At 60.5% G+C, this 25,464-nt stretch carries 25 protein-coding genes; 22 read left to right on the forward strand and 3 right to left on the reverse strand.

Annotation, left to right across the window (positions count from 1 at the left end; genetic code table 11):
• The 6 genes from LF252_RS06280 to LF252_RS06305 all read left to right on the forward strand — a co-directional run.
• Positions 1–578, forward strand: a 578-nt coding sequence (locus tag LF252_RS06280; RefSeq protein ID WP_226268722.1) for a MotA/TolQ/ExbB proton channel family protein, incomplete at its 5' end; no start/stop codon positions are given.
• A gap of 86 nt (positions 579–664) precedes the next feature.
• On the forward strand, positions 665–1,075 hold the full coding sequence (locus LF252_RS06285; protein WP_226268723.1) for an ExbD/TolR family protein: 411 nt from the start codon (positions 665–667) through the stop codon (positions 1,073–1,075).
• A 144-nt stretch (positions 1,076–1,219) separates the two neighbouring features.
• The gene (locus tag LF252_RS06290) at positions 1,220–2,104 is read left to right on the forward strand and encodes a hypothetical protein (RefSeq protein WP_226268724.1); all 885 of its coding nucleotides are present in this window, start codon (positions 1,220–1,222) and stop codon (positions 2,102–2,104) included.
• 120 nt (positions 2,105–2,224) lie between these two features.
• Positions 2,225–3,526: a bifunctional folylpolyglutamate synthase/dihydrofolate synthase gene (locus LF252_RS06295; protein ID WP_226268725.1), complete on the forward strand. Its 1,302-nt coding sequence runs from the start codon at positions 2,225–2,227 to the stop codon at positions 3,524–3,526.
• Between the two features lie 116 nt (positions 3,527–3,642).
• On the forward strand, positions 3,643–4,305 hold the full coding sequence (gene trmB / locus LF252_RS06300; protein WP_226268726.1) for a tRNA (guanosine(46)-N7)-methyltransferase TrmB: 663 nt from the start codon (positions 3,643–3,645) through the stop codon (positions 4,303–4,305).
• Between the two features lie 92 nt (positions 4,306–4,397).
• Entirely contained in the window at positions 4,398–5,231 is an 834-nt protein-coding gene (locus LF252_RS06305; RefSeq protein WP_226268727.1) for a maleylpyruvate isomerase N-terminal domain-containing protein, read from the forward strand.
• An 81-nt stretch (positions 5,232–5,312) separates the two neighbouring features.
• On the opposite strand, the gene trpF is transcribed toward LF252_RS06305, so the two are convergent.
• On the reverse strand, positions 5,313–5,936 hold the full coding sequence (gene trpF / locus LF252_RS06310) for a phosphoribosylanthranilate isomerase (RefSeq protein WP_226268728.1): 624 nt from the start codon (positions 5,934–5,936) through the stop codon (positions 5,313–5,315).
• Positions 5,937–6,200: 264 nt separating this feature from the next.
• Here trpF and mnmA point away from each other — a divergent pair, with 264 nt between their 5' ends.
• From mnmA to LF252_RS06340, 6 genes are all read left to right on the forward strand, one after another.
• Positions 6,201–7,346, forward strand: a complete 1,146-nt coding sequence (gene mnmA / locus LF252_RS06315; RefSeq protein ID WP_226268729.1) for a tRNA 2-thiouridine(34) synthase MnmA — start codon at positions 6,201–6,203, stop codon at positions 7,344–7,346.
• Positions 7,347–7,518: 172 nt separating this feature from the next.
• Positions 7,519–8,262, forward strand: a complete 744-nt coding sequence (locus LF252_RS06320) for a hypothetical protein (protein WP_226268730.1) — start codon at positions 7,519–7,521, stop codon at positions 8,260–8,262.
• Between the two features lie 157 nt (positions 8,263–8,419).
• Positions 8,420–10,144 carry a S8 family serine peptidase gene (locus LF252_RS06325; RefSeq protein ID WP_226268731.1) on the forward strand — a complete coding sequence of 575 codons (1,725 nt, stop codon included), beginning with the start codon at positions 8,420–8,422 and terminating at the stop codon, positions 10,142–10,144.
• Between the two features lie 173 nt (positions 10,145–10,317).
• Positions 10,318–10,647, forward strand: a complete 330-nt coding sequence (locus LF252_RS06330) for a hypothetical protein (RefSeq protein WP_226268732.1) — start codon at positions 10,318–10,320, stop codon at positions 10,645–10,647.
• A 167-nt stretch (positions 10,648–10,814) separates the two neighbouring features.
• Positions 10,815–11,516, forward strand: coding sequence for a ribulose-phosphate 3-epimerase (gene rpe, locus LF252_RS06335; RefSeq protein ID WP_394370398.1), 702 nt, complete (start codon positions 10,815–10,817; stop codon positions 11,514–11,516).
• A 10-nt stretch (positions 11,517–11,526) separates the two neighbouring features.
• Positions 11,527–14,058, forward strand: a complete 2,532-nt coding sequence (locus LF252_RS06340) for a TonB-dependent receptor (protein WP_226268733.1) — start codon at positions 11,527–11,529, stop codon at positions 14,056–14,058.
• A gap of 84 nt (positions 14,059–14,142) precedes the next feature.
• Here the strand turns inward: LF252_RS06340 and LF252_RS06345 are convergent, their stop codons facing one another.
• Both LF252_RS06345 and LF252_RS06350 read right to left on the reverse strand, forming a co-directional pair.
• Positions 14,143–14,709 carry a Crp/Fnr family transcriptional regulator gene (locus LF252_RS06345; protein ID WP_226268734.1) on the reverse strand — a complete coding sequence of 189 codons (567 nt, stop codon included), beginning with the start codon at positions 14,707–14,709 and terminating at the stop codon, positions 14,143–14,145.
• A gap of 85 nt (positions 14,710–14,794) precedes the next feature.
• Positions 14,795–15,832: a DUF2911 domain-containing protein gene (locus LF252_RS06350; RefSeq protein ID WP_226268735.1), complete on the reverse strand. Its 1,038-nt coding sequence runs from the start codon at positions 15,830–15,832 to the stop codon at positions 14,795–14,797.
• Between the two features lie 531 nt (positions 15,833–16,363).
• On the opposite strand from LF252_RS06350, the gene hisG reads away from it, so the two are divergent.
• The 10 genes from hisG (at position 16,364) to hisIE (ending at position 25,464) form a co-directional block, all read left to right on the forward strand.
• Positions 16,364–17,215, forward strand: coding sequence for an ATP phosphoribosyltransferase (hisG, locus tag LF252_RS06355; RefSeq protein WP_226268736.1), 852 nt, complete (start codon positions 16,364–16,366; stop codon positions 17,213–17,215).
• Between the two features lie 98 nt (positions 17,216–17,313).
• Positions 17,314–18,615: a histidinol dehydrogenase gene (gene hisD / locus LF252_RS06360; protein ID WP_226268737.1), complete on the forward strand. Its 1,302-nt coding sequence runs from the start codon at positions 17,314–17,316 to the stop codon at positions 18,613–18,615.
• Positions 18,616–18,745: 130 nt separating this feature from the next.
• Positions 18,746–19,798, forward strand: a complete 1,053-nt coding sequence (gene hisC, locus LF252_RS06365) for a histidinol-phosphate transaminase (protein ID WP_226268738.1) — start codon at positions 18,746–18,748, stop codon at positions 19,796–19,798.
• A 29-nt stretch (positions 19,799–19,827) separates the two neighbouring features.
• Complete coding sequence (locus LF252_RS06370; RefSeq protein WP_226268739.1) at positions 19,828–20,277, forward strand: AAA family ATPase; 450 nt, start codon at positions 19,828–19,830, stop codon at positions 20,275–20,277.
• Positions 20,267–21,031 (forward strand): tRNA(His) guanylyltransferase Thg1 family protein, encoded by a 765-nt coding sequence (locus LF252_RS06375; protein WP_226268740.1) that lies wholly within the window; start codon positions 20,267–20,269, stop codon positions 21,029–21,031. The genes LF252_RS06370 and LF252_RS06375 overlap by 11 nt, the downstream gene beginning before the upstream one ends.
• A 67-nt stretch (positions 21,032–21,098) precedes the next feature.
• Positions 21,099–22,211 carry a bifunctional histidinol-phosphatase/imidazoleglycerol-phosphate dehydratase HisB gene (hisB, locus tag LF252_RS06380; protein WP_226268741.1) on the forward strand — a complete coding sequence of 371 codons (1,113 nt, stop codon included), beginning with the start codon at positions 21,099–21,101 and terminating at the stop codon, positions 22,209–22,211.
• 223 nt (positions 22,212–22,434) lie between these two features.
• On the forward strand, positions 22,435–23,025 hold the full coding sequence (hisH, locus tag LF252_RS06385) for an imidazole glycerol phosphate synthase subunit HisH (protein ID WP_226268742.1): 591 nt from the start codon (positions 22,435–22,437) through the stop codon (positions 23,023–23,025).
• Between the two features lie 107 nt (positions 23,026–23,132).
• Positions 23,133–23,849, forward strand: coding sequence for a 1-(5-phosphoribosyl)-5-[(5-phosphoribosylamino)methylideneamino]imidazole-4-carboxamide isomerase (gene hisA / locus LF252_RS06390; RefSeq protein WP_226268743.1), 717 nt, complete (start codon positions 23,133–23,135; stop codon positions 23,847–23,849).
• Positions 23,850–23,968: 119 nt separating this feature from the next.
• Entirely contained in the window at positions 23,969–24,727 is a 759-nt protein-coding gene (hisF, locus tag LF252_RS06395) for an imidazole glycerol phosphate synthase subunit HisF (RefSeq protein WP_226268744.1), read from the forward strand.
• Between the two features lie 98 nt (positions 24,728–24,825).
• On the forward strand, positions 24,826–25,464 hold the full coding sequence (gene hisIE, locus LF252_RS06400) for a bifunctional phosphoribosyl-AMP cyclohydrolase/phosphoribosyl-ATP diphosphatase HisIE (RefSeq protein ID WP_226268745.1): 639 nt from the start codon (positions 24,826–24,828) through the stop codon (positions 25,462–25,464).

Consider the following 25,464-nt stretch of genomic DNA (forward strand, 5'->3'; position numbering starts at 1 on the left):
GCTGGATTATGGTGCCGCTGTTCCTGCTCTCGTTTATCTCCATTTACATCATCATTGAGCGCTACATCACCATCCGCAAAGCCGGAGCGGTGCCGGAGTCGTTCATGCCCGGTATCCGGAACCTGATGGTGAAAGGCGACCTGCAGGGCGCTAAAATGCTGTGCGCGCAGAACTCTACGCCGCTGGCTCGCATGATTGAGAAAGGTATCCGCCGGATTGGCCTGCCGCTCAAGGAAATCGAAACCAGCGTGGAAAACGTGGGCAAAATTGAAATTGCCCGCCTCGAGAAGAACATCAACGTGCTGGGCATCGTGGCGGGTATTGCGCCCATGCTCGGTTTCGTGGGTACCATCATCGGGGTAATTAAAATTTTCTACGCCATCAGCTCCACCGGCGACTTTGGCATTGCCCAGATTTCGGGCGGTCTGTACACCAAAATGGTGACGTCGGCGGCTGGCCTGATTGTGGGTATTATTGCCCACATCGGCTACCACTGGCTCAGCATCATGGTGGAGCGCATGGTGTTCCGCATGGAAAACTCGGCCATCGAGTTCATGGACATTCTTCAGGATAATTAGCGAATGAGTATGTGAGTGAATGAGTGAGGTAACTTCTCGGACACTCTTTCAACATTCACTCATTCACTCATTTACTCATTCACGCAATGGATTTAAGCCGGCGTCGTAAGCTTTCTTCCCACGTCGAGACCAGCTCGATGAACGACATCATGTTCTTCCTGATGCTGTTCTTCCTGATTGTATCGACGATGGTGAACCCCAACGTTATCAAGCTCATGCTGCCCAACGCCCGCTCGGGCAAACAGGCCATGAAGCAGCCCATCACCGTTTCCGTGGATGCCTCCGGCAGCTACTTCATCGACCGGCAGCCCATTACCCCGGACCAGCTGGAGCCGGAGCTGCAGCGCCGGGTGCAGGGCCTGGAAAGCCCGACGGCTGTACTGCGGGTGGATGCCTCGCTGAACGTGCAGAAGCTGGTGGACATCCTCGAAATCGGCAATAGGCTAAAAATAAAGATGGTGATGGCCACGCAGGCGCAACAAGCGTCCGGCAAGTAGCCTGAAACTCACTGAACCAGGAGCGGCCATTTGGCCGTTTGAGAATAAGGACCGCGCCCCGTCTGCCGTTTTTCGGAGCGGGGCGCACTGTTTAACTGCATGGGCCTCGGCTATCCCAGCCGCCGCCTCCGAACTACTAGCATCATGGCAACTGACTATCGGGAAGAACATCGGCGGGAGGCGCTAATTGGTACCGTGGTAGTACACGCTGCCCTGGCCGCGCTGTTCATCTTCACCGTTTTCAAAGGCCCCGACCCGCCCTTGGAAACCCTTGGGGGCGACGGGGTAGAGCTGAACTACGGCGTGGATGAAGTCGGCTCCGGCGACATCCAGAGCCAGGCCCCGGCCAACGAGTCGCAGAACCGGGAAGACAGCCGTCCGCCGGCTTCCCAGCCCGACCCTACACCGCCCCAGCCCGCCGCCCAACCCGACCCCACGCCACCCAGCGAGGAGCGGGTAGTAACCAGTGAGGCCGAGGAAAGCCCCGTAACGGTGCCGCCGGTAGAGAAACCAGCCCCCGTAAAAGAGGTGGTGAAGGCCGAGCCGCCCAAGCCCAAGGTGGACCAGCGCGCCGTATTCACGCCCCGGGCTAACCGCGCCGATGGGGGCGGTAACGGGGTAAACGGCACCAGCAACGCACCCACCGGCAACAACAACGGCGACAACCCCGGCACCGTGGGCGACAAGGGCGACCCACGCGGCACCTACAACGGCACAGCCTACTCCGGTGAGCCGGGCAGCGGCGGCCGTGGCACCAGTCCCGGCAGCGGCGGCCTGGAAATGGCCGGTTGGGCATTTGCACGTAAGCCCAATGCGCCGCCGATTGACAACAACCCTGGCTTCGTCCGCTTTAAAATCAAAATCAATGCGGATGGAGAAATTGAGTCCATCAACAAAGTATCAGGCAATGTGTCGCCTGCTCAAGAAAAGCTGTTCCGGGACGCGTTAGAAAATGCGGAATTCCGTCGGACAAGCTCCGCAGAAGGGGGCGCTACAGGATTTATTACTTTCCGAGTAGCAGTACAGTAGTAGACACATAAAAAGCAAAAGCGCCACTTCAGCAATGGAGTGGCGCTTTTGCTTTTTACGTGGCGGTGGATGCAGTTTCGCAAGTCCGCTACCTTTGCGGTCCACCTGCCCAGCGCTTCTATGACTTACCAGCAAACCCTCGACTTTCTTTACCAGCAGCTGCCCATGTTTCAGCGGGTGGGGGAAGCGGGGTATAAGCCAGGACTGCAGCGCACGGAGGAACTGGCCGCGGCCATGGGCAACCCCGAGCGGCGGCTGCGCTGCGTGCACGTGGCCGGTACCAACGGGAAGGGCAGTTCTTCCAACCTGCTGGCTGCCGTGCTGCAGGCTGCTGGCTATAAAGTGGGCTTGTACACCTCGCCCCACCTCAAGGAGTTTACGGAGCGCATCAAAGTCAACGGCCAGGACCTGGACCCCGACTACCTGGTGCAGTGGGTAGAAAAGTGGCGCGGGTTGTTCGATGAGGTGCAGCCCTCGTTTTTTGAGATGTGCGTGGCCCTGGCCTTCGACTATTTTGCCGAGCTGCAGGTAGACGTGGCCGTGGTGGAAGTAGGCCTGGGGGGACGCTTGGACTCCACCAATATTATCCGGCCGATGGTGTCGCTCATCACCAACATCAGCCTCGACCACCAGAACCTGCTGGGGGATACACTGCCGCAGATTGCGGCCGAAAAAGCCGGCATTATCAAGCCCGGCGTACCGGCCATCATCAGCCAGACCCAGCCCGAAGTGGCCGAGGTATTCCGGCTGAAAGCCGAAGCCGAAGGTGCCCCGCTGCTCTTCGCCGATGCCCACTACCGCGCCGAGCTGCGGCGTGAGCCCGCCCCCGATGATGCCACCCAGCTACTATTGGCGTTACGCAATGAGGAGGCGTACCTCGATAACCTGGAGCTGGGCCTGGTAGGCGACTACCAGCGCCTGAACCTGCCCGGCGTGCTGGCTACCGTGGAAGAACTGCGCCGCCAGGGCTACCACATCAGCGAGGAGGCCCTGCGCCGCGGCTTGCGCGAGGTGAGCCAGCTCACCGGCTTCCGGGGCCGCTGGACGATACTGGGGCGCCGCCCGCTGGTAGTCTGCGACACGGGCCACAACGAGGCCGGTATCCGCTTCATTACCGGGCAGCTGGCGCGGCTGCCGTACCGCAGGCTGCATTTCGTGCTGGGCGTGGTGCAGGACAAGGACGTGAGCAAGATGCTCAGCCTGTTGCCCCAGGAGGCTACTTACTACTTCTGTCAGGCCAATATTCCAAGGGCCCTGCCGGCTGATGAACTGGCCGCCAAAGCTGCGGCGGCGGGCTTGTCCGGAGCAGTGCACGGCCCCGTGCCCCACGCCGTGGCCGCAGCCCGGGCCGCCGCCCAGCCCGATGATGTGGTCTTCATCGGGGGCAGTACCTTTGTGGTGGCGGAGATTGAAGAGCTGTAAAGCCGTTGTTCGTTTTTGGTGGTTCGTTTTTCGTTGGTGGCAGAACGCTGCCACAGCGGCTGGCTACTGAAATCGGGCAACGAACAACCAAAAACAACTAACGAAAAACCAACCCAGTGAGTCGCGTAAAACTGAAGCGCTTTGCCGAGAATGCCGAACGGCCCGATGTAGTAGAACCTGGCAAAGCCATGTATCAGCAGCTCGGCGGGCGCTGGCACGAGGAGTTCTTTCATAACCCCAATCCGATTACCCTGGAGGTAGGCTGCGGCAAAGGCGAGTACACCGTGGGCTTGGCCGAACGGTACCCGGAGCGCAACTTCCTGGGCTTGGATATCAAGGGCGAGAGAATCTGGCGGGGCAGCACTCGGGCCGAGGCGCTGGGTCTGAAAAACGTGGGGTTCATCCGCACCCGCGCCCACGACCTGCTCACCCATTTCGCCCCCGGCGAACTGCACGAAATCTGGATTACCTTCCCCGACCCGCGCCCCCGCGACCGGGACATCAAGCGCCGCCTCACGGCCCCGCGCTTCCTGGATCTGTACCAGCAGATTCTGCGGCCCGGCGGCCTTATCCACCTCAAAACGGATAACGAGGACCTGTTTGATTACTCGCTGGAAACCGTGCAGCAGCGCCCCGGTGCCACCGTAGTAGCCCACACCAAAGACCTGTACGCCACGCCCGAGCTACTGCCCCACGCCGAGGATATCCAGACCACCTTCGAGCGGAAATACCGCTCTGTAGGAGTGCCCATCAAGTACCTGCAGTTTCGGGTGAGCTAAGCCTCGGTCTAATAACTTTTACCAAACCAAAACGGCGCGGCCACTGCAGGTCGCGCCGTTTTGGCTATACTTGACGCCTAAGCCCGACTCTTATGCTACCAGTCCCTGTTCCGCAAACACTGCCGCTTTTCCCGGTGCTCGACGACCTGTTACTGAACGTACTGCGAGGCCTATCGGCGGCCGACTGGCAGCGGCCTACGCTGGTCCCAGGCTGGACGGTGCAGGACGTGGCGCTGCACCTCCTGGATGGCAGTTTGCGCAGTTTATCCATGTTGCGCGACGGTCATTTTGCCGATTCGGGCCCGGCCAGCGGTGGCTATGCTGATGTAGTGACGTACCTAAATCAGCTAAACAACAGCTGGGTGGCAGTAGGCCGCCGACTGAGCCCCGCGCTGTTGCTGGAGTTGTTGGCGCTGGCCGGGCGGGAGTATACTGCGTTTCTGCACACTCTGGACCCGGCTGCCCCGGCCACCTTTGCCGTGGCCTGGGCCGGGCAAGAGCACTCCACCAATCACTTCCACGTGGCCCGCGAGTACACCGAAAAGTGGCATCACCAGCAGCAGATCCGGCAGGCTGTGGGGCAGGAGCAACCGTTGTTGAACCCCGAGTTGTACCGGCCTTTCCTGGAAACCAGTTTGCAGGCCTGGCCTTTTCAGTATCGTGCCGTGGAGGCTCCGGCTGGGGCCGTAGTCCGCCTCACGGTACCCGGGCAGGGCCGCTGGGAATTGCTGCGCACTACGGCCGGTTGGCAGCTTGGGCACTCATCCGAAGTGCCGGCTACTGCCTCCGTTGCGTTGCCGCCCGCCGTGGCGTGGCGGTTGTTTACCAAGAGCCTTCCACCGGCGGAGGCCCGGCAAACGATAACGCTGGAAGGGCCCCAACATCTGACGGAGCCATTTTTGCAGCTGCTCACCGTAATGGCCTGAGTGAGCAGTGAAGTGTCATAAAGCGAAATGCCCGTTACTGCTGCAGTAACGGGCATTTCGCTTTGAACGATGAGAGTGAGCTTACTCGATTTCGAGCTGCTCAAATACGGCTTCCATTTCGTCGAAGTCGCGCAGGCCAGGCTTGATTTCGTCGCCGCCCTGCAGCACTAACCCGGCCGGGCGCACGGTTTCCGCCAATGCGCGCACCGAGTCAGCGGCAAAGCCAGCACCCAGCCAAATAGTGTACTGGCGGGTTTGCTCCGTGAGACGAAGCATGGCCGCCGCGTTGGGCAGGGGCGAAGGAGGCGTGGCCAGCACAAAACCCTGGTAGTGCGGGGCCTGCTCCCGGAAGCGCAATTCCACATCCTCGGGCATCATGTCCGGAATCCACGAGGTGAGCTTCAAGGCCGGCACCGTCAGTTGGGCCAGCTCATCGGCGGGGCGGCGGCGGTGCAGCAGCACGGCGTGCAACCCGCACTGCTGTACCAGCGCATTAATATCCTCGATGGGCAGCGTGTCGAATTCGCCAATCAGCTGCACGCCGGCCACCCAGCCGCTGAGTTCCTGTACGGCCTGGGGCGTCAGGTAATCGGCAAAGGCTGGGTCGAGGCGAAACGTGAGGGAGTCAGCGCCCATACCGGCGCAGTAGCGGGCATCCGAAAGGTTGTTGATGCCGCGCACCATCACGGGAAGAAGCAAAGCCATATACTAAACTGGGGGAGGAATAACGAAGTGAAAAGCAACCGGCCGGGTTGGGGCACGGTTGCGGCTGCAATATTCGGGACTTCTGCGGGAAATCGTTGAATGGGAGAATGGAGGAATGGCTGAATGGAGGAATGCGAGAATAAAAATCCCAGCCACCCTGAATATTCAGTCATTCTCCCATTCAACCATTGTCCCATTCACTCTTTCGTATCTTTGCCCATTCGGCCGGAACCTTTCACGCTTCGGGCGCAATTTGATTCACGTATGAATACAACGAAAGGACGGGTGCTCGTCGCTATGAGCGGCGGCATCGACAGCTCCGTGGCAGCCGTGCTGCTGCACGAGCAAGGGTATGAAGTGGTGGGCATGACTATGAAAACCTGGGATTACGCCTCGGCGGGCGGCAGCAAAAAGGAAACCGGCTGCTGCTCCCTCGACAGCATCAACGACGCCCGCCAGATTGCCGTGGAGCTGGGCTTCCCGCACTACATCATCGATATTCGGGACGAGTTTGGCGACTTTGTCATCAGCAACTTCACCGAGGAATATCTGGCGGGCCGCACGCCCAACCCCTGCGTGCTCTGCAATACCCACATTAAGTGGGATGCCCTGCTGCGCCGTGCTGACCAACTGGGCTGCGAGTTTATTGCCACTGGCCACTACGCCCAGGTGCGCCACGAAAATGGCCGCTATGTCATCAGCAAAGGCCTCGACGACAACAAAGACCAGAGCTATGCCCTGTGGGGCGTAACGCAGGAAAGCCTGGCCCGCACGCTGTTCCCGTTGGGGCAGCTGCGCAAAACGGCCATCTACGATTTTGCCCGGCAACGGGGCTTCACGGAATTGGTGAACAAGCCCGAGAGCTACGAAATCTGCTTTATCCCCGACAACGACTACCGCGGGTTCCTGCGCCGCCGGGTGCCGGGCCTGGAGGAGCGCGTGGCCGGGGGCGAGTTTGTGCTGCGCGACGGCACGGTGGTGGGCAAGCACGAGGGCTACCCGTTCTACACTATCGGCCAGCGCAAAGGGCTGGGCGTGGCGCTGGGCTTCCCCGCCTACGTCACGGCCATCGACCCTGACACCAACCGCGTGGTGCTGGGCAATTTTGAGGAGCTGGCCAGCACCCGCACGGTAGTAGGCAAGCTGAACATGGGCAAATATGCCTCCCTGGAAGGCCTCGGCCTGGTGCCCAGCATCACCAAAATCCGCTACAACCACGACGGCTCCCCGGCCTTTCTGGAACAGCGCGGCGACAAAGTGTACGTGTACTTCGAGGAGGCCGTGCACGCCGTAACGCCCGGGCAGGCGGCCGTATTCTACGAAGGGCAGGACGTGTTGGGCGGGGGCTGGATTGAGCGTCACACCATCGGCGAAATTCCCGAGCCCTCCGAAGCAGTGACGGTGGGCTAGCCAGTGGATAATAATGCAGGGAAGCCGGTTTTCTGACAGCAGAAAGCCGGCTTTTCTGCGTTCAGAAGAATGAAGAGTACCCTACGGAACTGAGCAGGGCCCGGCCCCGTTCAAACGGACGAAACCGGAAGTTGCCAAAGGAAGTGTACTTTCAGGCAGTGAATTCACCGATATGAAACAGATATATCCTTCCTTCTCACTACACCCGGTGCGGTGGGTACTGGCCGCCACACTACTCGGCGCTAGCGTAGCTGGCTGCCGCAACGAAACGGAAGTGCTGCCCAACCCCGGCCCAGAATATTATCCGCTGGAAGTGGGTGCCTACCGTATTTATGACGTGGCCGACACCACGTGGCGCAACAACGTGCCCACCGCTAGCCGCTTCCAGTTCCGGGAGCAGGTAGCCGCCGAACTTAGCCCCGACGCCACGGGCCAGCCGGTGTACCGCGTGGTGCGCTCCCGCCGCAGTACCCCCGCCGATGCCTGGGCCGTCGATTCGGTAGTGACGGTGACGGTGGGGCAGCAGTACCTGACGGAGCAACGCAACAACCGTCGCTCGGTGGAGCTGGTATTTCCGGTGCGGGAAGGCAAAGAGTGGAACATCAATGCCTATAATGCCCAGGACACGATTATCGCCCAAAACCGATTCTACCGCAACGTAGGGCAGCCGTTTAGCATCACCAGCAATGGTATAACCTATTCCTACGACAACACGGTAACTACCATCAACGACGTTGCGGCGGACGTTAATGCGGCGTATTACACCGTTCTGCGTACCACGTTTGCCCCGAACGTGGGTCCGGTTTACCGGGTGCGCCGGCGCCTGCTTAGCTATTGTGACGCGGTTGGGTGTAACCCAACCATTCGGCAACAAGGCCAGTCGCGGAGCGAGGTGCTCATCGAAAACGGTAAGTAGTGAGCCTTTTGAGGCTAGTGCCTTTACGCCCCGGTCCGGAATTGTTGTCCGGACTGGGGCGTTGCTTTTGGAGCAGGTTACCAATCCGGGTTTAAGGCCGGAAACTGTGAATTTTCCGGATAGCGTTGTATCTTCCGGCACGTCAATCCTGTTTCGAATGACCCTTACGCGCCCTTTGCTAACCGCCGGCTTCAGCGCCACCGCACTTCTCTTGGCCTTTACGGCCGGAGCTCAGCAGGTTACGCCTGCTTCTTCCGCCAAAACCACTGCCACCGTCCGCAAGCACCTGATATACTTCAAGGACAAGGCGGGTACTCCGTTCACTGTAGCTAACCCGCAGGCTTTCCTTTCGGCCCGGGCCATTCAGCGTCGGCAACGGCAGAATATTGCCGTACTGCCCCGGGATTTGCCGGTTTCGCCGGCGTACGTGCAGCAGGTAAAGGCTGTGCCTGGGGCGCAGTTGTGGTACACGTCCCGGTGGTTCAACGCCGCCATCATCGCCTGCGACTCGGCCACGTTGCAGAAGGTACAGGCGCTGCCCTGCGTGCGCTCCGCCCAAACCCTGAACCGGGGCCTGCCAGGCAAACGCAGAGCAAAAGGGGACGATGCTGAGGGCACGCAGGTGCTGGAGCGGGGCACCCGCAGCCAGTATGGCAAGGCCTACACCCAGGCCCAGATGGTGGGTGCGGTGCAAATGCACGACGCCGGCTATCGGGGAGAGGGAATGCAGATTGCCGTATTTGACGCCGGCTTTCCGGGCGTGAATACGGCCTCGCCCTTCGCTTCCATTTTTACGGAGCAGCGGCTGGCCAGCACGTTCAACGTGGTTGATAAGAACATGCAAGTGTTCACGCGTAACAACCACGGCACGCACTGCCTGTCTATCATCGGCGGCAATCAGGAAGGATCTTACATCGGTACGGCGCCTAAGGCAACCTTCCGGTTATACATTACCGAGGAAGCGGCGGATGCGCAGGGTTTTCCTACCGAACATCCTATTGAAGAGGCAAACTGGCTGATTGCCGCCGAAAAAGCCGATTCCGCCGGAGTAGATGTGATTAGCTCTTCGCTGGGGTACAGCACCTTTGATTACCCCTCGATTGACTACACCTACGCCAACATGAATGGCCGCACGGCCCTCTCCACGCGCGCGGCAACCGTGGCGGCCCGTGTGGGGATGGTGGTAGTAAGTGCGGCTGGCAACGAAGGCAGCGGCAGCTGGCGCTACATTACAGCCCCCGCCGACGCCGACTCCATTCTGACGGTGGGCGCTACCGATTCGCTGGCTGTGGTGGCGGGCTTCAGCTCCCGCGGGCCCACGGCCGATGGCCGCATCAAGCCCAACGTCAGCGCCATGGGGGTACAAACGGCCTATGTAACGTCATCCGGGGTGGTATCGCGTGGGAACGGCACTTCCTACGCCTGCCCCGTAACGGCGGGTATGGTAGCGGGCTTTTGGCAGGCCAACCCCACGCTCACGGCCCAGCAGGTCATCAGCTTCATGCAGCGCTCCGGCACTCGGGCGGCCGCCCCCAACGACGACATCGGCTACGGAATTCCCAACTTTGTGCGGGCTTACAACCTAGCCAATCCCAACGGACCACTGGCCGCGGCCCCGCCCGCGCCGCGGCAGGATTTGCTGATTTACCCAAACCCCACCAAAGACGACGAACTGTACCTGCACTTGGCCGTCAATTACCAATCGGTGCCGTTGCAGGTGCGGATTTATGACAGCCGCGGGGCGCTGGTTTCAGAACAACGCATTGCGCCCACCTCAGCCGCGGCCGTGCGCCTGCGCCCGGGAGTACTTACCAAGGGCGTGTATACCTGCCACATTGGTAACGGGCGCGAGCAGCGTGTCGTGCGGTTTGTGAAGCTCTAGACAACGTAACAACTCAGTAAAAAAAGCAGCCAGTCATGAGCTGCTTTTTTTATTGCTTTGCTAACAATGTTGGGTGTGTATTTGCGAAAAATATTAGTAAATTGTAGCAGATTTTAGCCGGGCAGAAACCGGCTTCTAATCCTGGTTTTGCATTCACTTAAATACGTTTGAATATGCTGCAAATGATGGTAACCAAGCGCCTGGGCAAGCGCCAGTTTCACTTCACCGTTCAGGGGAATAACTTTCACGAAGTAGTAGCCGAGTACGACCGGCTCAGCTTTCCGGACGTGGCCAAGTGTGGGATTTGCGGCTCCGACAATCTGGACCTGACCAGCCGCGTGGCGAAGGACAAGTTCAAATACACCAGCCTCAAATGCCTGGATTGCCGGGCTGACGTGACCTTCGGAAAGCGAGCGGATGATGATAACACCTATTTCCTGCGCAAAACCGAAGACGGCAAGCTGGACTGGCGGGCCTGGGAAAAAGAACCCGCGGTAAAGTAGCCCCGCAGATAGTTGTGCTTTACCAAACTGAAAACCCGGTGCCACGAAATGGTGCCGGGTTTTCGGTTTGCTGGCATACTACGTTAAACGGCCTTTTCGTTAGGTGCGGGCCGCTTTTCCCAGGCTTTCCGTGTTACTATCCTCGGCTATTCAGTTACTTTCGCGCTATGAATCCACAACGTCGAATGGCGCCGCTGCTGGCCCCCTCACTTCTCGCCGCTGATTTTGGCAATCTGCAATCTGAAATGGAGCGGCTGGCTGGCTCCGCCGCCGACTGGCTGCATTTTGACGTGATGGACGGGCGCTTCGTGCCCAATATTTCCTTCGGAATTCCCGTACTGCAGGCCGTGCACCGCCATTGCCAGCAGCCCATTGATGTGCACCTGATGATTGAGGAGCCCCAGCACTACCTCAGCGCCTTCCGCGACGCTGGGGCGGCCAACATCACAGTGCACTACGAAGCCTGCCCGCATTTGCACCGCGTGGTGCAGCAGATCAAGCAACTGGGCTGCCGGGCCGGCGTGGCCCTGAACCCGCACACGCCGGTGAGCGTGCTGGAGGATGTAGCCGCCGACCTGGACCTGGTACTGATTATGTCCGTAAACCCAGGGTTTGGGGGCCAGGCCTTCATCCCGAATACCCTGCGCAAAGTGGCTGCGCTAAAGGAACTGCTGATAGACTGCGGCTCGCAGGCCCTGATTGAAATTGATGGCGGCGTGACCCTGGACAACGCGGGAGCTTTGGTGGAAGCCGGCGCTGACGCTCTGGTAGCGGGCTCCTTCGTATTCAACTCGCCCGACCCCGTAGCCACGCTGGCCGAAATGCGCCGGCAGCTGGCCGTGGTAGTCGGCAATGAGGAGCTTTCTTAATCCGGCACGAATGGCAGGATGTTTCCGCGCCCACTCGGTGCTGTACCTGCGGCTGCTGTTGGTGGCTGCCGCGCCGGCTGTTGTGCCGGCCAGCGTGCAGGCGCAGCAGGCTGCCCGGGTGCTCATCACGGGCACCGTGCGCGATGCGGCCGGCCAGCCGCTGGAGCAGGTGGCGGTAGGGGTGGAAGGCATGCCTGGCGGCACCAGTACCGACGACAAAGGCCGGTTTGCCCTAAACGTAGTACGCCCATTAGGCAGCAAATTGCCCGTGCTGGTAATCCGGCGGCTGGGCTACCGCACCGAGCGCATCTCCCTGGACCTGGGCAGCCAGCGGGAGCTTACCCTAACGATGCAGGAAGATAGCCGGGCACTGGGCAACGTAACGGTGCGCGGCCGCTCCGACGCGGCCGATACCCGGGAGCAGGTGAGCATGCTGCAATTGGAACCCCGCACGGCCAAGGAAATTCCCTCGCCCTTCGGTGATTTTTCGGCCATCGTCAAAACCCTGCCTGGGGTGAGCACCACTAACGAGCTAACTAGTACGTACTCGGTGCGGGGCGGCAACTATGAGGAAAACCTCGTGTACGTGAACGGCTTTGAGGTGTACCGGCCGTTTCTGGTGACGGCTGCACAGCAGGAGGGCCTGAGCTTTGTGAACCCCGACCTAGTGAGCCGGATAGAGTTTTCGACCGGGGGCTGGCAGCCCAAATACGGGGATAAGCTCTCCTCCGTGCTGGATATCCAATACAAACAGCCGGGCAAATTCGGGGCTTCGGCCACGGCCAGCCTGGTAGGCGGCACAGCGCACGTGGAGGCGGCCTCTCCCAACCGGCGCGTGAGCTACCTGGCCGGGGTGCGTTACAAAAACGCTACCTACGTGTTCAACTCCCTGCAGCAGCAGCAGGGCCGCTACAACCCCACGTTCTACGACGGGCAGAGCCTGGTTACCCTGAATCTGGGCCCGAAAGAGAACATGGAGCGCACGGGGTTGAGCATTTTCAACACCTTTGCCCACAACGATTTTCGCTTCAATCCGGAAAGTGGGCAGAGCACGTTCAGCACCGGTACCAACCAACTCTCGCGCCTGTACATCGGCTACGACGGGCACGAGCGGATGCAGTACGATATGTACCAGGGCGGGCTGCGCCTGCACCACGATGTGGGCCGCAACCTGCGTCTGGAGCTGCTGGGCGGGCTGCTCTACTCCCGGGAGTTTGAGTACCGGGATGTGGAAGCCGCCTACAGCATTGCCGAAATTAACCGGGACCCAAGCTCGCCCGACTACGGAAACGACATTAACCGGCGCGGAATCGGTAGTAGGTTTCAGAACTCCCGCAATAACCTCACGGCCCGCATTGCCACCCTGGAAACCCGCGGCACCTGGACGCCCGGCGACCGGAATACGGTGCGCTGGGGGCTGAAAACGGGTCGGGAGCGAATTGAGGATGTGCTCAATGAGTACAGTTTCGTAGATTCCGCCGACTTTGTGCCGGAGGCCCGCCGTACCCGGTTGCTATCCAACCTGAACCTGGAAAGCTCCCGCACCCAAGGGTACGTGCAGCACACCATCCGCTTCGATTCGCTACGTACTCTCACGTACGGGGCGCGGGCCAGCTACTGGACGGTAAACCGGCAAACCACGTTCAGCCCCCGGGTGCAGTATGCTTTTACCAGCGCCCGTAATCCGCGTTTGTCGTGGAAAGCGGCGGTGGGCGTGTACCATCAGCCGCCATTTTACCGGGAATTGCGCTACCAGACCGGTGCCCCGCAAAGCCAGCAGGGGAACTTAAATCTTGAATTACGGGCGCAACGCTCCCTGCATTTTATTGTGGGCAATGAGCTGCGCTTCACCCAATGGGGCCGTCCGTTCCGCTTTACCGGCGAGGCGTATTACAAGTATCTCACCGATGTGGTGCCCTACGACATCGATAACGTGCGGCTGCGCTACTTCGCCAAAAACGAAGCCCGCGCGTACGCCGCTGGTGTGGATGCCCGCGTGAGCGGGGAGTTTATTCCCGGTACTGAGTCGTGGTTTAGCCTGGGTGTGCTGACCACCCGCGAAAACCTGGCCGGCGACTCCATCAACACGTTTGACAACGCTGGCAACCTCACCGGCCGAGTACCCAAGGGCTACATCCGCCGGCCAACCGACCAACGGCTGAACCTGGGCGTGTTCCTGCAGGATAACCTGCCCGGTAACCCCTCGGTGAAAGGCTACGTGAACCTGGTATTCGGCACGGGCCTGCCCTTTAGCCCACCCGATTTGCCCGACTTGCGCGGGACCAGCAAGCTTACCCGCAGCTACAAGCGCGCTGACCTGGGCTTCACCAAAGTGCTAAGCCTGCGCACGGCAACCGAGGAGCAGCAGGGGCGCACCGTGCAGCTGCGCAGCCTCTGGATGAGCCTGGAAGTGCTGAACGTGCTGGGGGCCGACAACCTGGCCGGCTACAATTACATTCAGGACCTGAACGGCGTAACCTACTCAGTACCCAACTTCCTCTCCCGCCGGCTGGTAAATCTGCGCGTCATTGCCCGGTTTTAATCACTACAGTATCTGAAATGTAGAACACCCGGTCATACATTTGGCCGGGTGTTTTGATTTGGTAACTGATCGGGAAGCTACTATTCAAGAACGACGGGCGCGCAGGCGGCTGAGCGTTTCCGGCGTCAAGCCCAGGTGGGAGGCTAAGAGTTTCAAAGGTACCCGTTGCGCTACCGTCGGAAACGCCTGTAGCAGCAACTCGTACCGCTCTGCCGCCGACAGCATGCGTAAGTGCAGGGCGCGCTGCTCGCTGAGCACATAATACTGCTCCGTAAGCACCCGGCCCACGTAATTAAATTCCGGAAACTGCTGGTAAAGCTCCTGAAGCTGCGCGTGCGTGATGGACCACAGCACGCAGTCCTCGAGTGCCTGCACGTATTCGTGGGAAGGCTGGCGGGCGAAGAAGCTCAGGATGGCCGCTACAAAATTGCCCTCAGGCATAAACCACGCCGTAATTTCCTTTCCGTCTTTCAGGTAGAAAGCCCGTATTAGGCCGCTTTCCAGAAAGTACAGCTTCTGAGCCGTTTGACCGGGCTGCAGCAAAAATGCGCGGGCGGGGGCGGTTTCACGGCTCACCCGCTGGCGCAGGGCCGCCTCCAAGGCAGCAGGCAGAGGAAAAATGGCGTGGCAGCGGGCTATGAATGCATCCATAGTCACAAAGAAAGCCAACGCGCTGCCGACATCTAAGTGAGTCGACAGCGCGTTGGCTATTTCTGGGTGCCTGGCTGGCGTATGCTCAATAGGCTTTGGCCTGCCACTCGGTGAGGGCAATACGCATGTTAGGGAGCTGCGACTTAAACGCGGCATCTTCCTTGTCGCCGAGCTTGATGGCCTTGCGGGCGTACACAATGGCCGTCCCGAAATCCTGCTGCTGGGCCAGTAACCGGGCCTTTATCCAGTTATTGCTGGCGGCATCCTGCAGTTTCAACGACTCATTAATATAAGCCAGGGCCCGCTCCGGCTGAATGTTGTTCTGCACCAGGTAGTCGGCGGCCTGGGCCAGCAGCTGCCAGTCGCTGGGCTGCTGCTGCAGCACTTGGTCGATTCCGGCCATTACTTGCTTATGTACCTCGGTTTCTACGGGAAGCATGAGGGTGCGCTTTTCCCAAGTAAGGTTCAGGTGCGCCCCCGTGGGCTTGATGTCGGAAAACCAGTAGGTGAGGTTTTCGTGGAAGGGCGCGGTTTCGGGCATCACGGGCACCCGGATAATATCGTCGCGCTGGTCGTAGCCCTCGTTGCCCCAGTGTGTCGTCACTTTGTTCAACACCAGTTCCCAGTCCCGGTCCTGGTGCGGCACCACATAGTAGGAGTAGCGCCCGGCGGGCAGCAGCTGCTGTTTCAGGAGCACCGGCGTGGAGAAGGTGATAATAGTATTCTCGTTAGCTCCGGCCCGCCATACTTGGTCGTACGGAACCAGCCCGCCCCACACGTTGCGGCCCCGCACCGCCGGCGAATGGTAGTCAACGGAAATTTCAGTAAGTCCCACGGTTTGCATTACCTGGGCATGGGGGCTGGCTTGGGGCACGGGCAACTGCACCGAGTTGGTAGGAGCCATGCTGGCGCCCGCTGCAGGAGTAGCGGTAGACGGAGCTGCCGCAGCGGGGGCGGTAGGAGCGGGCGTAGCCGCCGGAATAGGCGTGGCGGGTTCTGGTGTGCTGGTTGGAGCGGTAGTAGGAGCAGGCGTGGTAGCAGGAGTGGTTTGTGCCTGCGCCAACGAAGCCGCGCTGCACAGGCCAAGCCACACACAAATACCAACGCGTTTTATCGAATTCATAAGCAGTTGCACTAGGAAGAGGAAAGCGGAAAGTAGGGCACTAGGAACCTGACTACCGAAACAATGGTGCCAGAATGCTGGTTATGAGGGCAGCTAAACCACAAAGTTCTAGCTTTCGGCTAACTTTTTCCGCGGAAAATTTTCATCCTACGGATTGCCTCCTACCTTTGCCCTATCTTTTGAAGTCTCCGATGGTGTTCTCCGCGCTATTTCTGTGCCCCACAAGCCACCCGGCTGCCGCTCCGGCAGGTCGCCTGGCCGGGCTGCGCGCGTTTGAGACGAAGCACTACCATCACCACGGGCATCATTCCTCTTTCTAGAGGAATGCACGCATCATATTGACCCCGTTGGGCGAACCGCACTTGGTTCCCCGGCCCCCAAAACCAGGTGGCCCGGCCAACTTTTGGCCTTTTTCCAACGCAAGGGTCTGCTTCCCCGTTCTCCCCGAAACTCATCCGGAACTCCAGTAACGCCTCGGCTGCTCCAGCCAGCTCGCCACTGCTAGTCCCTCCTTATTAATCAAAACGACATATGCTCCGTCTGGCCATCCAGAAATCGGGCCGCCTCAGCGAAGACTCCCTGAACCTGATTCGGGAGTGCGGCATCAGCTTCCTCAGCTCTTCCTACAAGCTCAAAACCGAAGCCACCAATTTCCCTCTCGAAATTCTGTACCTGCGCGACGACGATATTCCCGGCTACGTGCAGGATGGTGTGGCCGACCTGGGTATTGTGGGCCAGAACGTGCTGGTGGAAGCCGGCCTGCCCCAGCTGGAAATTGAGGGCCTGGGCTTCAGCAAGTGCCGCCTGAGCCTGGCCGTGCCCCGCGCCGCCGCCTACGATTCGGTGCAGGATCTGCAGGGCAAGAACATTGCTACTTCGTACCCCGAAATTCTGGGCCAGTACCTGCGGGAGCGGGGCGTGAAAGCCAACTTGCATACCATCAGCGGCTCGGTGGAAATTGCCCCCAGTATTGGGCTGGCCGAGGCCATTTGTGACATCGTGAGCAGCGGCTCCACGCTGCTGGGCAACGGTCTGCGTGAAGTAGAAACCGTGTTTCGCTCGGAAGCCGTGCTGATTGCCAACCAGAGCCTGAGCGAAGAAAAACGCGAACTGCTGGAGCAGCTACAGTTCCGGATGCAGGCCGTACGCCGGGCCCGTCGCAACAAGTATATCGTGCTCAACGCCCCCGTAGCGGCCTTGGATGCGGTGAAGGCCCTGCTGCCCGGCATCAAGTCGCCGACGGTAACCAGGCTGGCTGAGGAGGGGTGGGTGTCGGTGCAGTCGGTGGTGAACGAGGACGACTTCTGGCACATCACCAGCCAACTCAAAGCCGTCGGCGCCGAAGGCATCTTGGTACTGCCAATTGAGAAAATGATCAGCTAATTCATGGCTGTTAGCTACTAGCTGTTGGCTGTTAGCGTCCGTTCAGGATGCGGCGCTGATAAGCTAACAGCTAACAGCCATCAGCTAACAGCTAAATAATGAACATCTTTCAATATCCGGTACAGGCTGAGTGGGCGGCACTACAGCAGCGGGCCTTGCAACAGGAGGCTCAGGACGTGGAGCAGCGCGTGCAGCAGATTTTCGACGACGTGCGCCAGCGCGGCGACGCGGCCCTGCTCGACTACGCCCGGCAGTTCGACGGGGCCGACCTCGCGGGCGGCCTGCGCGTGGGGCCCGAGGAGCTGGCTGCCGCCGCGGCCCAGGTGCCGGCCGAGCTGCAAACGGCCATCCGGCAGGCGCACGCCAATATTCTGCGGTTTCACCAGGCGCAAATTCCGCAGGAGGAGCGGGTGGAAACCATGCCGGGCGTGATGTGCTGGCGGCGGGCGGTGCCCGTGCAGCGCGTGGGCCTCTACATTCCGGGCGGCACCGCGCCGCTGTTTAGCACCCTGCTGATGCTGGGCGTACCCGCCCGCCTGGCCGGCTGCCCTGAAATCGTGCTGTGCACTCCGCCTCAGAAAGACGGCTCGGTGAACCCCATCATCCTGTTCACGGCTGAGCTGCTGGGCATTACCACCATCGTGAAAGCCGGTGGGGCCCAGGCCGTGGCCGCGCTGAGCGGCGGTACCGACTCGGTGCCGGCCGTGGACAAGATTTTCGGGCCCGGTAACCGCTACGTGACGGCCGCCAAGCAGCTGGCAACCCGCTACGGCGTGGCCATTGACATGCCGGCCGGCCCCTCCGAGGTGCTGGTTATTGCCGACGAATCGGCCACGCCGGCCTTCGTGGCCGCCGACCTGCTCAGCCAGGCCGAGCACGGCCCCGACTCCCAGGTGATTCTGCTGTCCGACTCCCTGTCGATGCTGGAGCAGACCAAAGCCGAGGTGGAACGCCAGCTGCGCGAGCTGCCCCGGGCCGAGGTGGCCGCCCAGGCCCTCACCGAAAGCCGCGCCATTCTGCTGCGCACGCCGGAGGAAATGCTGTACTTCTCGAACCAGTACGCGCCCGAGCACCTGATTCTGGCCGTACGCAACCCCGAGCAGCTAGCCGAAGGCGTCACCAACGCCGGCTCCGTGTTTCTGGGCCATCTCACCCCGGAAGCCGTGGGCGACTACGCCTCGGGTACTAACCACACGCTGCCCACCAACGGCTACGCCCGCAACTACAGCGGCGTGTCGCTGGATTCGTTCCTGAAGAAAATCACCTTCCAGCGCCTCACCCCCGAAGGGCTGCTTAACGTGGGCCCCGTAGTAGAAACCATGGCCGAAGCCGAAGGCCTCCGTGCCCACGCTCGCGCCGTGACCCTCCGCCTGGAAGCCCTGGCCGGTGGGGAGGAGTAGAAACAGATATAAATAACCTGTCATCCTGAGCGAAGCGAAGGACCTTATCACGTCAGAACCAGACGTTCGGTAGTAACCCAGACGTGATAAGGTCCTTCGCTTCGCTCAGGATGACAATAAGAACCAACCGATGTTCAACCTTGATAGCCTCGTACGCCCCAACATCCGGGGCATGAAGCCCTACTCGTCGGCCCGCGACGAATTCCAGGGCGAGGCCCAGGTCATGCTCGACGCCAACGAGAACAGCCTCGGCAGCGCCGGCCCCGACCATTTCAACCGCTACCCCGACCCGCTGCAGCGCGCTGTGAAGCAGGAGCTGGCCCAGCTCAAAGCCGTGCGCCCCGAGCAGATTTTCCTCGGTAACGGCTCCGATGAAGCCATCGACCTGCTGGTGCGCCTCACCTGCGTGCCCGGCCACGACAGCCTGCTCATCCTGCCGCCCACCTACGGCATGTACGAGGTGGCCGCCAACCTGAATGATGTGCGCGTGGAGCGCCAGCAGCTAACGCCCGACTTCCAGCTCTCGCCCGAAATCGTGGCCGGCGTGCTGGCGTCGGATGCCAAAATCGTGTGGCTCTGCTCGCCCAATAACCCCACCGGCAACCTGCTTCACGCCGAAGCCATCGAGGAAATTCTGCGCGGTTTCCGCGGGCTGGTGATAGTAGATGAGGCCTACGCCGATTTCGCCGCTGCCCCCAGCTGGACCACCCGCCTGGCCGAATTCCCCAACCTGGTGGTGCTGCAAACCTTCTCTAAAGCCTGGGGCCTGGCTGGCCTGCGCCTGGGTATGGCCTTCGCCTCGCCGGAAATCATCGGCTACCTCAACAAAATCAAGCCGCCCTACAACGTGTCGGAGGCCACGCAGCGCTTTGCATTACAGGCCCTGCGCGACGCCGACCGGTTTGAGGCGCTGCGCCAGCAGTTGCTGGTAGGCCGCGACTGGCTGGCCGAGCGCCTGCCCGCGCTGCCCATCGTGGCGGAGGTGTTCCCCTCAGATGCCAACTTCCTGCTGGTCCGTTTCCACCCCGACGCCACGGCCGTGTACGATTTCCTGGTAGCCCGGGGCATCATCGTGCGCAACCGCACTACCCAGCCCGGCTGCGCCGGTACGCTCCGCCTCACCGTGGGCACCCCCGCCGAGAACGAACTGCTGCTCCAGGCTCTGCAGGAGTTCGACGCATAATTTCTCAACGCCAAGTTAGTGGTGCTATCATGCAACTCGTGCTGTTCTGCGGAATTCAGGCCACCGGAAAATCGACGTTTTACCAACAGCGGTTTTTCCATACGCACGTGCGCATCAGCATGGACCTGCTGCGCACGCGCCACCGGGAACGGCGGTTGCTGGAGTTGTGCCTGGAAACCCAGCAACGCTGCGTGATAGATAACACCAACCCTACACAGGCTGAGCGGGCCGTATATCTGGCGGCGGCTCGGGCGGCGGGGTTTGAGGTAGTTGGCTATTTCTTTCAGTCGGTGGCGGCGGAGGCCCTGGTGCGCAACCAGCAGCGTCCGCCGGAGCGACAGATACCCGATAAGGGTATTCGGGCTACCCGTAACCGGTTGGAGTTGCCCACTCGCGCCGAAGGATTTGACCAGTTGTACTTTGTGCGGGCCCTCGGTAATCAGGAATTTGACGTGACCACTTGGCAAGATGAAATTTGACGACCTCGACGCGCGGATGCGCGTGTTTGAAACCGCCCACGACCACTGCGCGCTGCCCGGCCTCTACCTGGTGGCACGTTTGGATGGGCGGGGCTTCACCCGGCTAACCAAGGAAGTACATACGTTTGAAGCTCCCTTCGATGTGCGCATGCGCGACTACATGGCCGAAACCACCCGGCATTTGCTGGAATGCGGCTTCCGAATGGTGTACGGTTATACGCAGAGCGACGAAATTTCTCTCTTGCTGCATCCTACTGAAGATTCATTCGGGCGCAAGCTGCGCAAGTATACCTCGGTGCTGGCTGGCGAAGCTTCCGCAAAGTTTTCCTTGCTGCTAGGTGATGTTGGCGTTTTTGACTGCCGGATCTCCCAACTACCCCGGCGTGATGATGTAGTTGACTATTTCCGGTGGCGACAGGAAGACGCGGCCCGCAACTCGCTGAATGCCCATTGTTACTGGCTGCTGCGCAAACAGGGCCGCACCGTAGCGGAGGCCACGGCCCAAGTGAAAGGCCAACGCACCGCTACCAAGCACGACTTGCTGTTTGCAAACGGTATTAACTATAATGACTTGCCAGCCTGGCAAAAACGGGGGCTAGGTGTGTATTGGGAGGATTACCGGAAAGACGGATATAATCCATACACGCAAGAGCCAGTACAGACAATACGTCGCCGGCTCTCGCTAAATACAGAACTACCATTGGGCGACGCTTACGCGAGTTTCATTCGCAGCCTATTACCTGCGGCCGACTAAGGGCTGCACCTTTCTTTTTGTTTGTCAAGCCGCAGAGCACAGTGTACTCACGGCATGTTTTCTCTCCATGAAAAAAGTACTCTTCATTGACCGCGACGGGACCATTCTCATCGAGCCGCCGACGGATTTCCAGGTGGACGCGCTGACGCGGGAAAAATTTCAGTTTGTGCCCGGCGCCATCACCGGTCTGGCGCGCATTGCCCGCGAGCTGGACTACGAGCTGGTGCTGGTGAGCAACCAGGACGGTCTCGGCACCGAGAGCTTCCCGGAGGATACCTTCTGGCCGGCGCACAATATGATGCTCGACGTGCTGCGCTCGGAAGGAGTGGAGTTCGTGCGCGAGCACATCGACCGGAGCTTCCCCCACGAGAACCTGCCCACCCGCAAGCCTGGCACCGGCATGCTTACCCAGTACCTGAGCGAGGGAAGCGGCTATGACTTGGAAAATTCCTTCGTCATCGGTGACCGGCTGACCGACGTGGAGCTGGCCCAGAATCTGGGCTGCCAGTCCATCCTGCTAAAGCCGGAAGGGGAGGGCGACGAGCGCGCCGCGCTGACCACCATGAGCTGGGAAAAAATATACCAGTTTCTGCGGCTGCCCGCCCGCACCGCCGTGGTACAACGCGACACGAACGAAACTAAAATCCGCATCGAGCTGAACCTCGACGGCAACGGCCGCCCCGAGATGCACACCGGCCTGGGCTTTTTCGACCACATGCTCGACCAGCTTAGCAAGCACTCGGGCGTGGATATGAAAATCACCGTACAGGGCGACCTGCACATCGACGAGCACCACACTATTGAGGACACGGCCATTGCCCTGGGCGAAGCCTTCACTCAGGCCCTCGGCGACAAGCGCGGCCTGGCCCGTTACGGCTTTCTGCTGCCCATGGACGACGTGCTGGCTCAGGCCGCCATCGACTTCTCGGGCCGCCCCTGGATTGTGTGGGACGCCGAGTTCAAGCGCGAGAAAGTAGGGGATATGCCCTGCGAAATGTTTTACCATTTCTTCAAGAGCTTCTCCGACGCCGCCCGCTGCAACCTCAACATTAAAGCCGAGGGGCAGAACGAGCATCACAAGATCGAAGCCATTTTCAAGGCCGTAGCCAAGTCTATCAAAATGGCTCTGGTGCGCGACGCCGGCCGCATGGAAATCCCCAGCACGAAAGGCGTTTTGTAGTTTATTCATTTGTTTAAACATATGGATAAACGGTTGTTCGTGTGTACGTTGCGAGTATAATTGTCATTCTGGGTGGAGCGAAGTACCTTATGACATCGGAACTAACCGCACATACGTGGTAAGGTCTTTTGCTCCGCTCAGAATGAAATATTACCAGCCTAAACGACTTTATACATTTGTTTAAGCATAAGAATAAACACTTGCTGACTTCTGATATTTTCAAATGGAAATAGCCATCATTGATTACAAAGGCGGCAACGTGCAGTCGGTGCTGTTTGCGCTGGAACGGCTGGGCGTGCAGGCCACGCTCACGGCCGACCACGACGTGATTCGCCGCGCCGATAAGGTGCTGTTCCCGGGCGAGGGCGAGGCCGCCTCCGCCATGCGGGAGCTGCGCGCCCAGGGCCTGCACGAGCTGCTGCCCACGCTCACGCAGCCGTTCCTGGGCATCTGCCTGGGCATGCAGCTGCTGGGCCGCCACACCCAGGAAGGGGGCGGTACCGACCTGCTCGGTATTCTGCCTTTCGACGTGGTGCGGTTCCCGGCTACGCCGGAGTACAAAGTGCCGCACATGGGCTGGAACAACCTGCAGGCCTTGCGCGGTCCGCTATTCGAAGGCCTCAGCGCTGAGGACTACGTGTACTTCGTGCACAGCTACTACGCTCCGGTAGGTGAGTATACCATTGCCGAGGCCGCGTACCCCGCGCCGTTCAGCGCCGCCGTGCAGCACGAGAACTTCTACGCCGTGCAGTTCCACACCGAAAAGAGCGGCCCCGTCGGCACCCGCATCCTGGAAAACTTCTTGAAAATGTAGTGCGCAGTGCTTGGTGCCTAGTGCTTAGGCTGGCGAACAGTTTAGGCACCGATTGGCTGTTAGAACGGTATAAGCACCAAGCACTCGGCACTAAGCACTAAATCCACATGGAAATCATTCCCGCTATTGACCTCATAGGCGGCCAGTGCGTGCGCCTGACGGAGGGCGACTTTGCCCAGCAGACCACCTACGATGCCGACCCGCTGGCCGTGGCCCAACGCTTCGAGGCCGCCGGCGTGAAGCGCCTGCACCTGGTGGACCTCGACGGGGCCCGCGCCAAGCGCCCCGTGAACCTGCCCGTGCTGGAGCGCATTGCCCGCCACACTAGCCTGCACATCGACTTCGGGGGCGGGCTGCAAAGTGAAGAAGCCGTACGCCAGGCCTTCGACGCCGGGGCCCGGCAGATTACCGCTGGCAGCATTGCCGTGCGCGAGCCCGAAACCGTGAACGGCTGGCTCCGCGCCTTCGGGGCCGACCGCATCATCATCGGGGCCGACTACCGCGACAACCACATTTCCATCAACGCCTGGGCCGAGCAGAGCGAACGGACGCTACGGGAGTTTGTGGAGGGCTACCTGGCCAGCGGGGCCACCACCTTCATCTGCACCGACGTGAGCAAGGACGGTAAGCTCCAGGGCCCGTCGCTCGCTACGTACACCGAGCTCCGCGAGCAGCTGCCCGCCGCCCGCCTCATCGCCAGCGGCGGCGTCACCACCATTGCCGACGTGGAGGCCCTGGCCGCCGTGGGCATGCACGGGGCCATCATTGGCAAAGCCATCTACGAAGGCACCATCACGCTGGAGCAGCTGCAGCCCTGGCTGTAGATTCGTTTTTCGTTGTTAGTTGTTCGTTTTTCGCCCGGTTCATTTAAGAGGAAACGAGGTCTGCCGACGAACAATCAACAGCCGAAAAACGAACAACCACTAACGAAAAACGAGCAAGTATGCTAACCAAACGAATCATACCCTGCCTCGACGTGAAGGACGGGCGCACCGTAAAAGGTGTGCGCTTCGAGGGTCTGCGCGACGCCGGCGACCCGGTGGCGCTGGCCGCCCGCTACGCCCGCGAGGGGGCCGACGAACTGGTGTTCCTCGATATCACCGCCACCAACCAGAAGCGCGCCACGCTGGTGGCCCTGGTGCGCGACGTGGCCCGGGAGCTGGACATTCCGTTCACCGTGGGCGGCGGCATCGGCACCGTATCCGACGTGGAAGCCCTGCTGATGAACGGGGCCGACAAAGTGAGCATCAACTCGGCCGCGTTGGCGCGCCCCGAGCTGATTGACGAGCTGGCCGCCCGCTTCGGCTCCCAGTGCATCGTGGTGGCCGCCGATGCCCGCTACCATGACGCCGACGGCTGGCAGATCTACACCCGGGCCGGTACCCACAACACCGGCCGTGACGCGGTGCAGTGGTGCCGGGAAGCTGCCGAGCGGGGTGCGGGCGAAATCCTGTTAACCTCCATGAGCAACGACGGCACCAAGGACGGCTTTGCGCTGGACATTACCGGGGCCGTGAGCCGGGCCATCACCATTCCGGTGGTAGCCTCGGGTGGTGCTGGTTCCAAGCAGGACTTCACCAACGTGTTCCAGCAGGCCCACGCAGACGCTGGCCTCGCCGCCAGTATCTTCCACTTTGGCGAAATCGGTATCCGCGAGCTGAAAGAACACCTGCGTCAGGACGGCATTGCCGTGCGTCTGTAATGTAGTATTGAGTAGTTGGTATTGAGTAGTGAGAAACTACTTACTGTGCATCAAACCGATTACTCACTACTCAATACCAACTACTCAATACTAACCCAATGGATTTTGCCAAAATGCCCGATGGGCTGATTCCGGTGATTGTGCAGGATGCCCACACGGGGCAGGTGCTGATGCTGGGCTACCAGAACGAGGAGGCGCAGCGCGTGACCCGCCAGACCGGGCGTGTGACGTTCTTCTCCCGTTCCAAGCAGCGCCTCTGGACCAAGGGCGAAACCTCCGGCAACTACCTCACCGTGGTGAGTGAGCACGCGGATTGTGACCAGGACGCCCTGCTCATCCTGGCCCGCCCCGACGGCCCCACCTGCCACCGGGGTACCACCAGTTGCTTCGAGCAGCCCCAACAGACGCGCTACCCGGCCCCGGCCGTGAGCTTCGTGGCGGAGCTGGAGCGCCTGGTGCAGCGCCGCCACCAGCACCCCGACGAAGACCCCAAGTCGTACACCGCCTCCCTGTTCCGCAAGGGAATGCCCAAAATCGCCCAGAAAGTGGGAGAGGAGGCCGTGGAAACCGTCATCGACGCGGTGGGTGGCAACCTGGAGGGCCTGAAAGGCGAAGCCGCCGACCTGTTGTACCATTTGTTGGTCCTGCTGACGGCCTCCGGCCTTTCAATGGAAGACGTGGTGGACGTGCTCAAGCAGCGCCATACCACCATTTCCGGCGGGGTGAGGCGAGAGTAA

It is taken from the genome of Hymenobacter pini (genome assembly GCF_020421205.1).
In the GTDB taxonomy this organism is placed as follows: Bacteria; Bacteroidota; Bacteroidia; order Cytophagales; family Hymenobacteraceae; genus Hymenobacter; species Hymenobacter pini.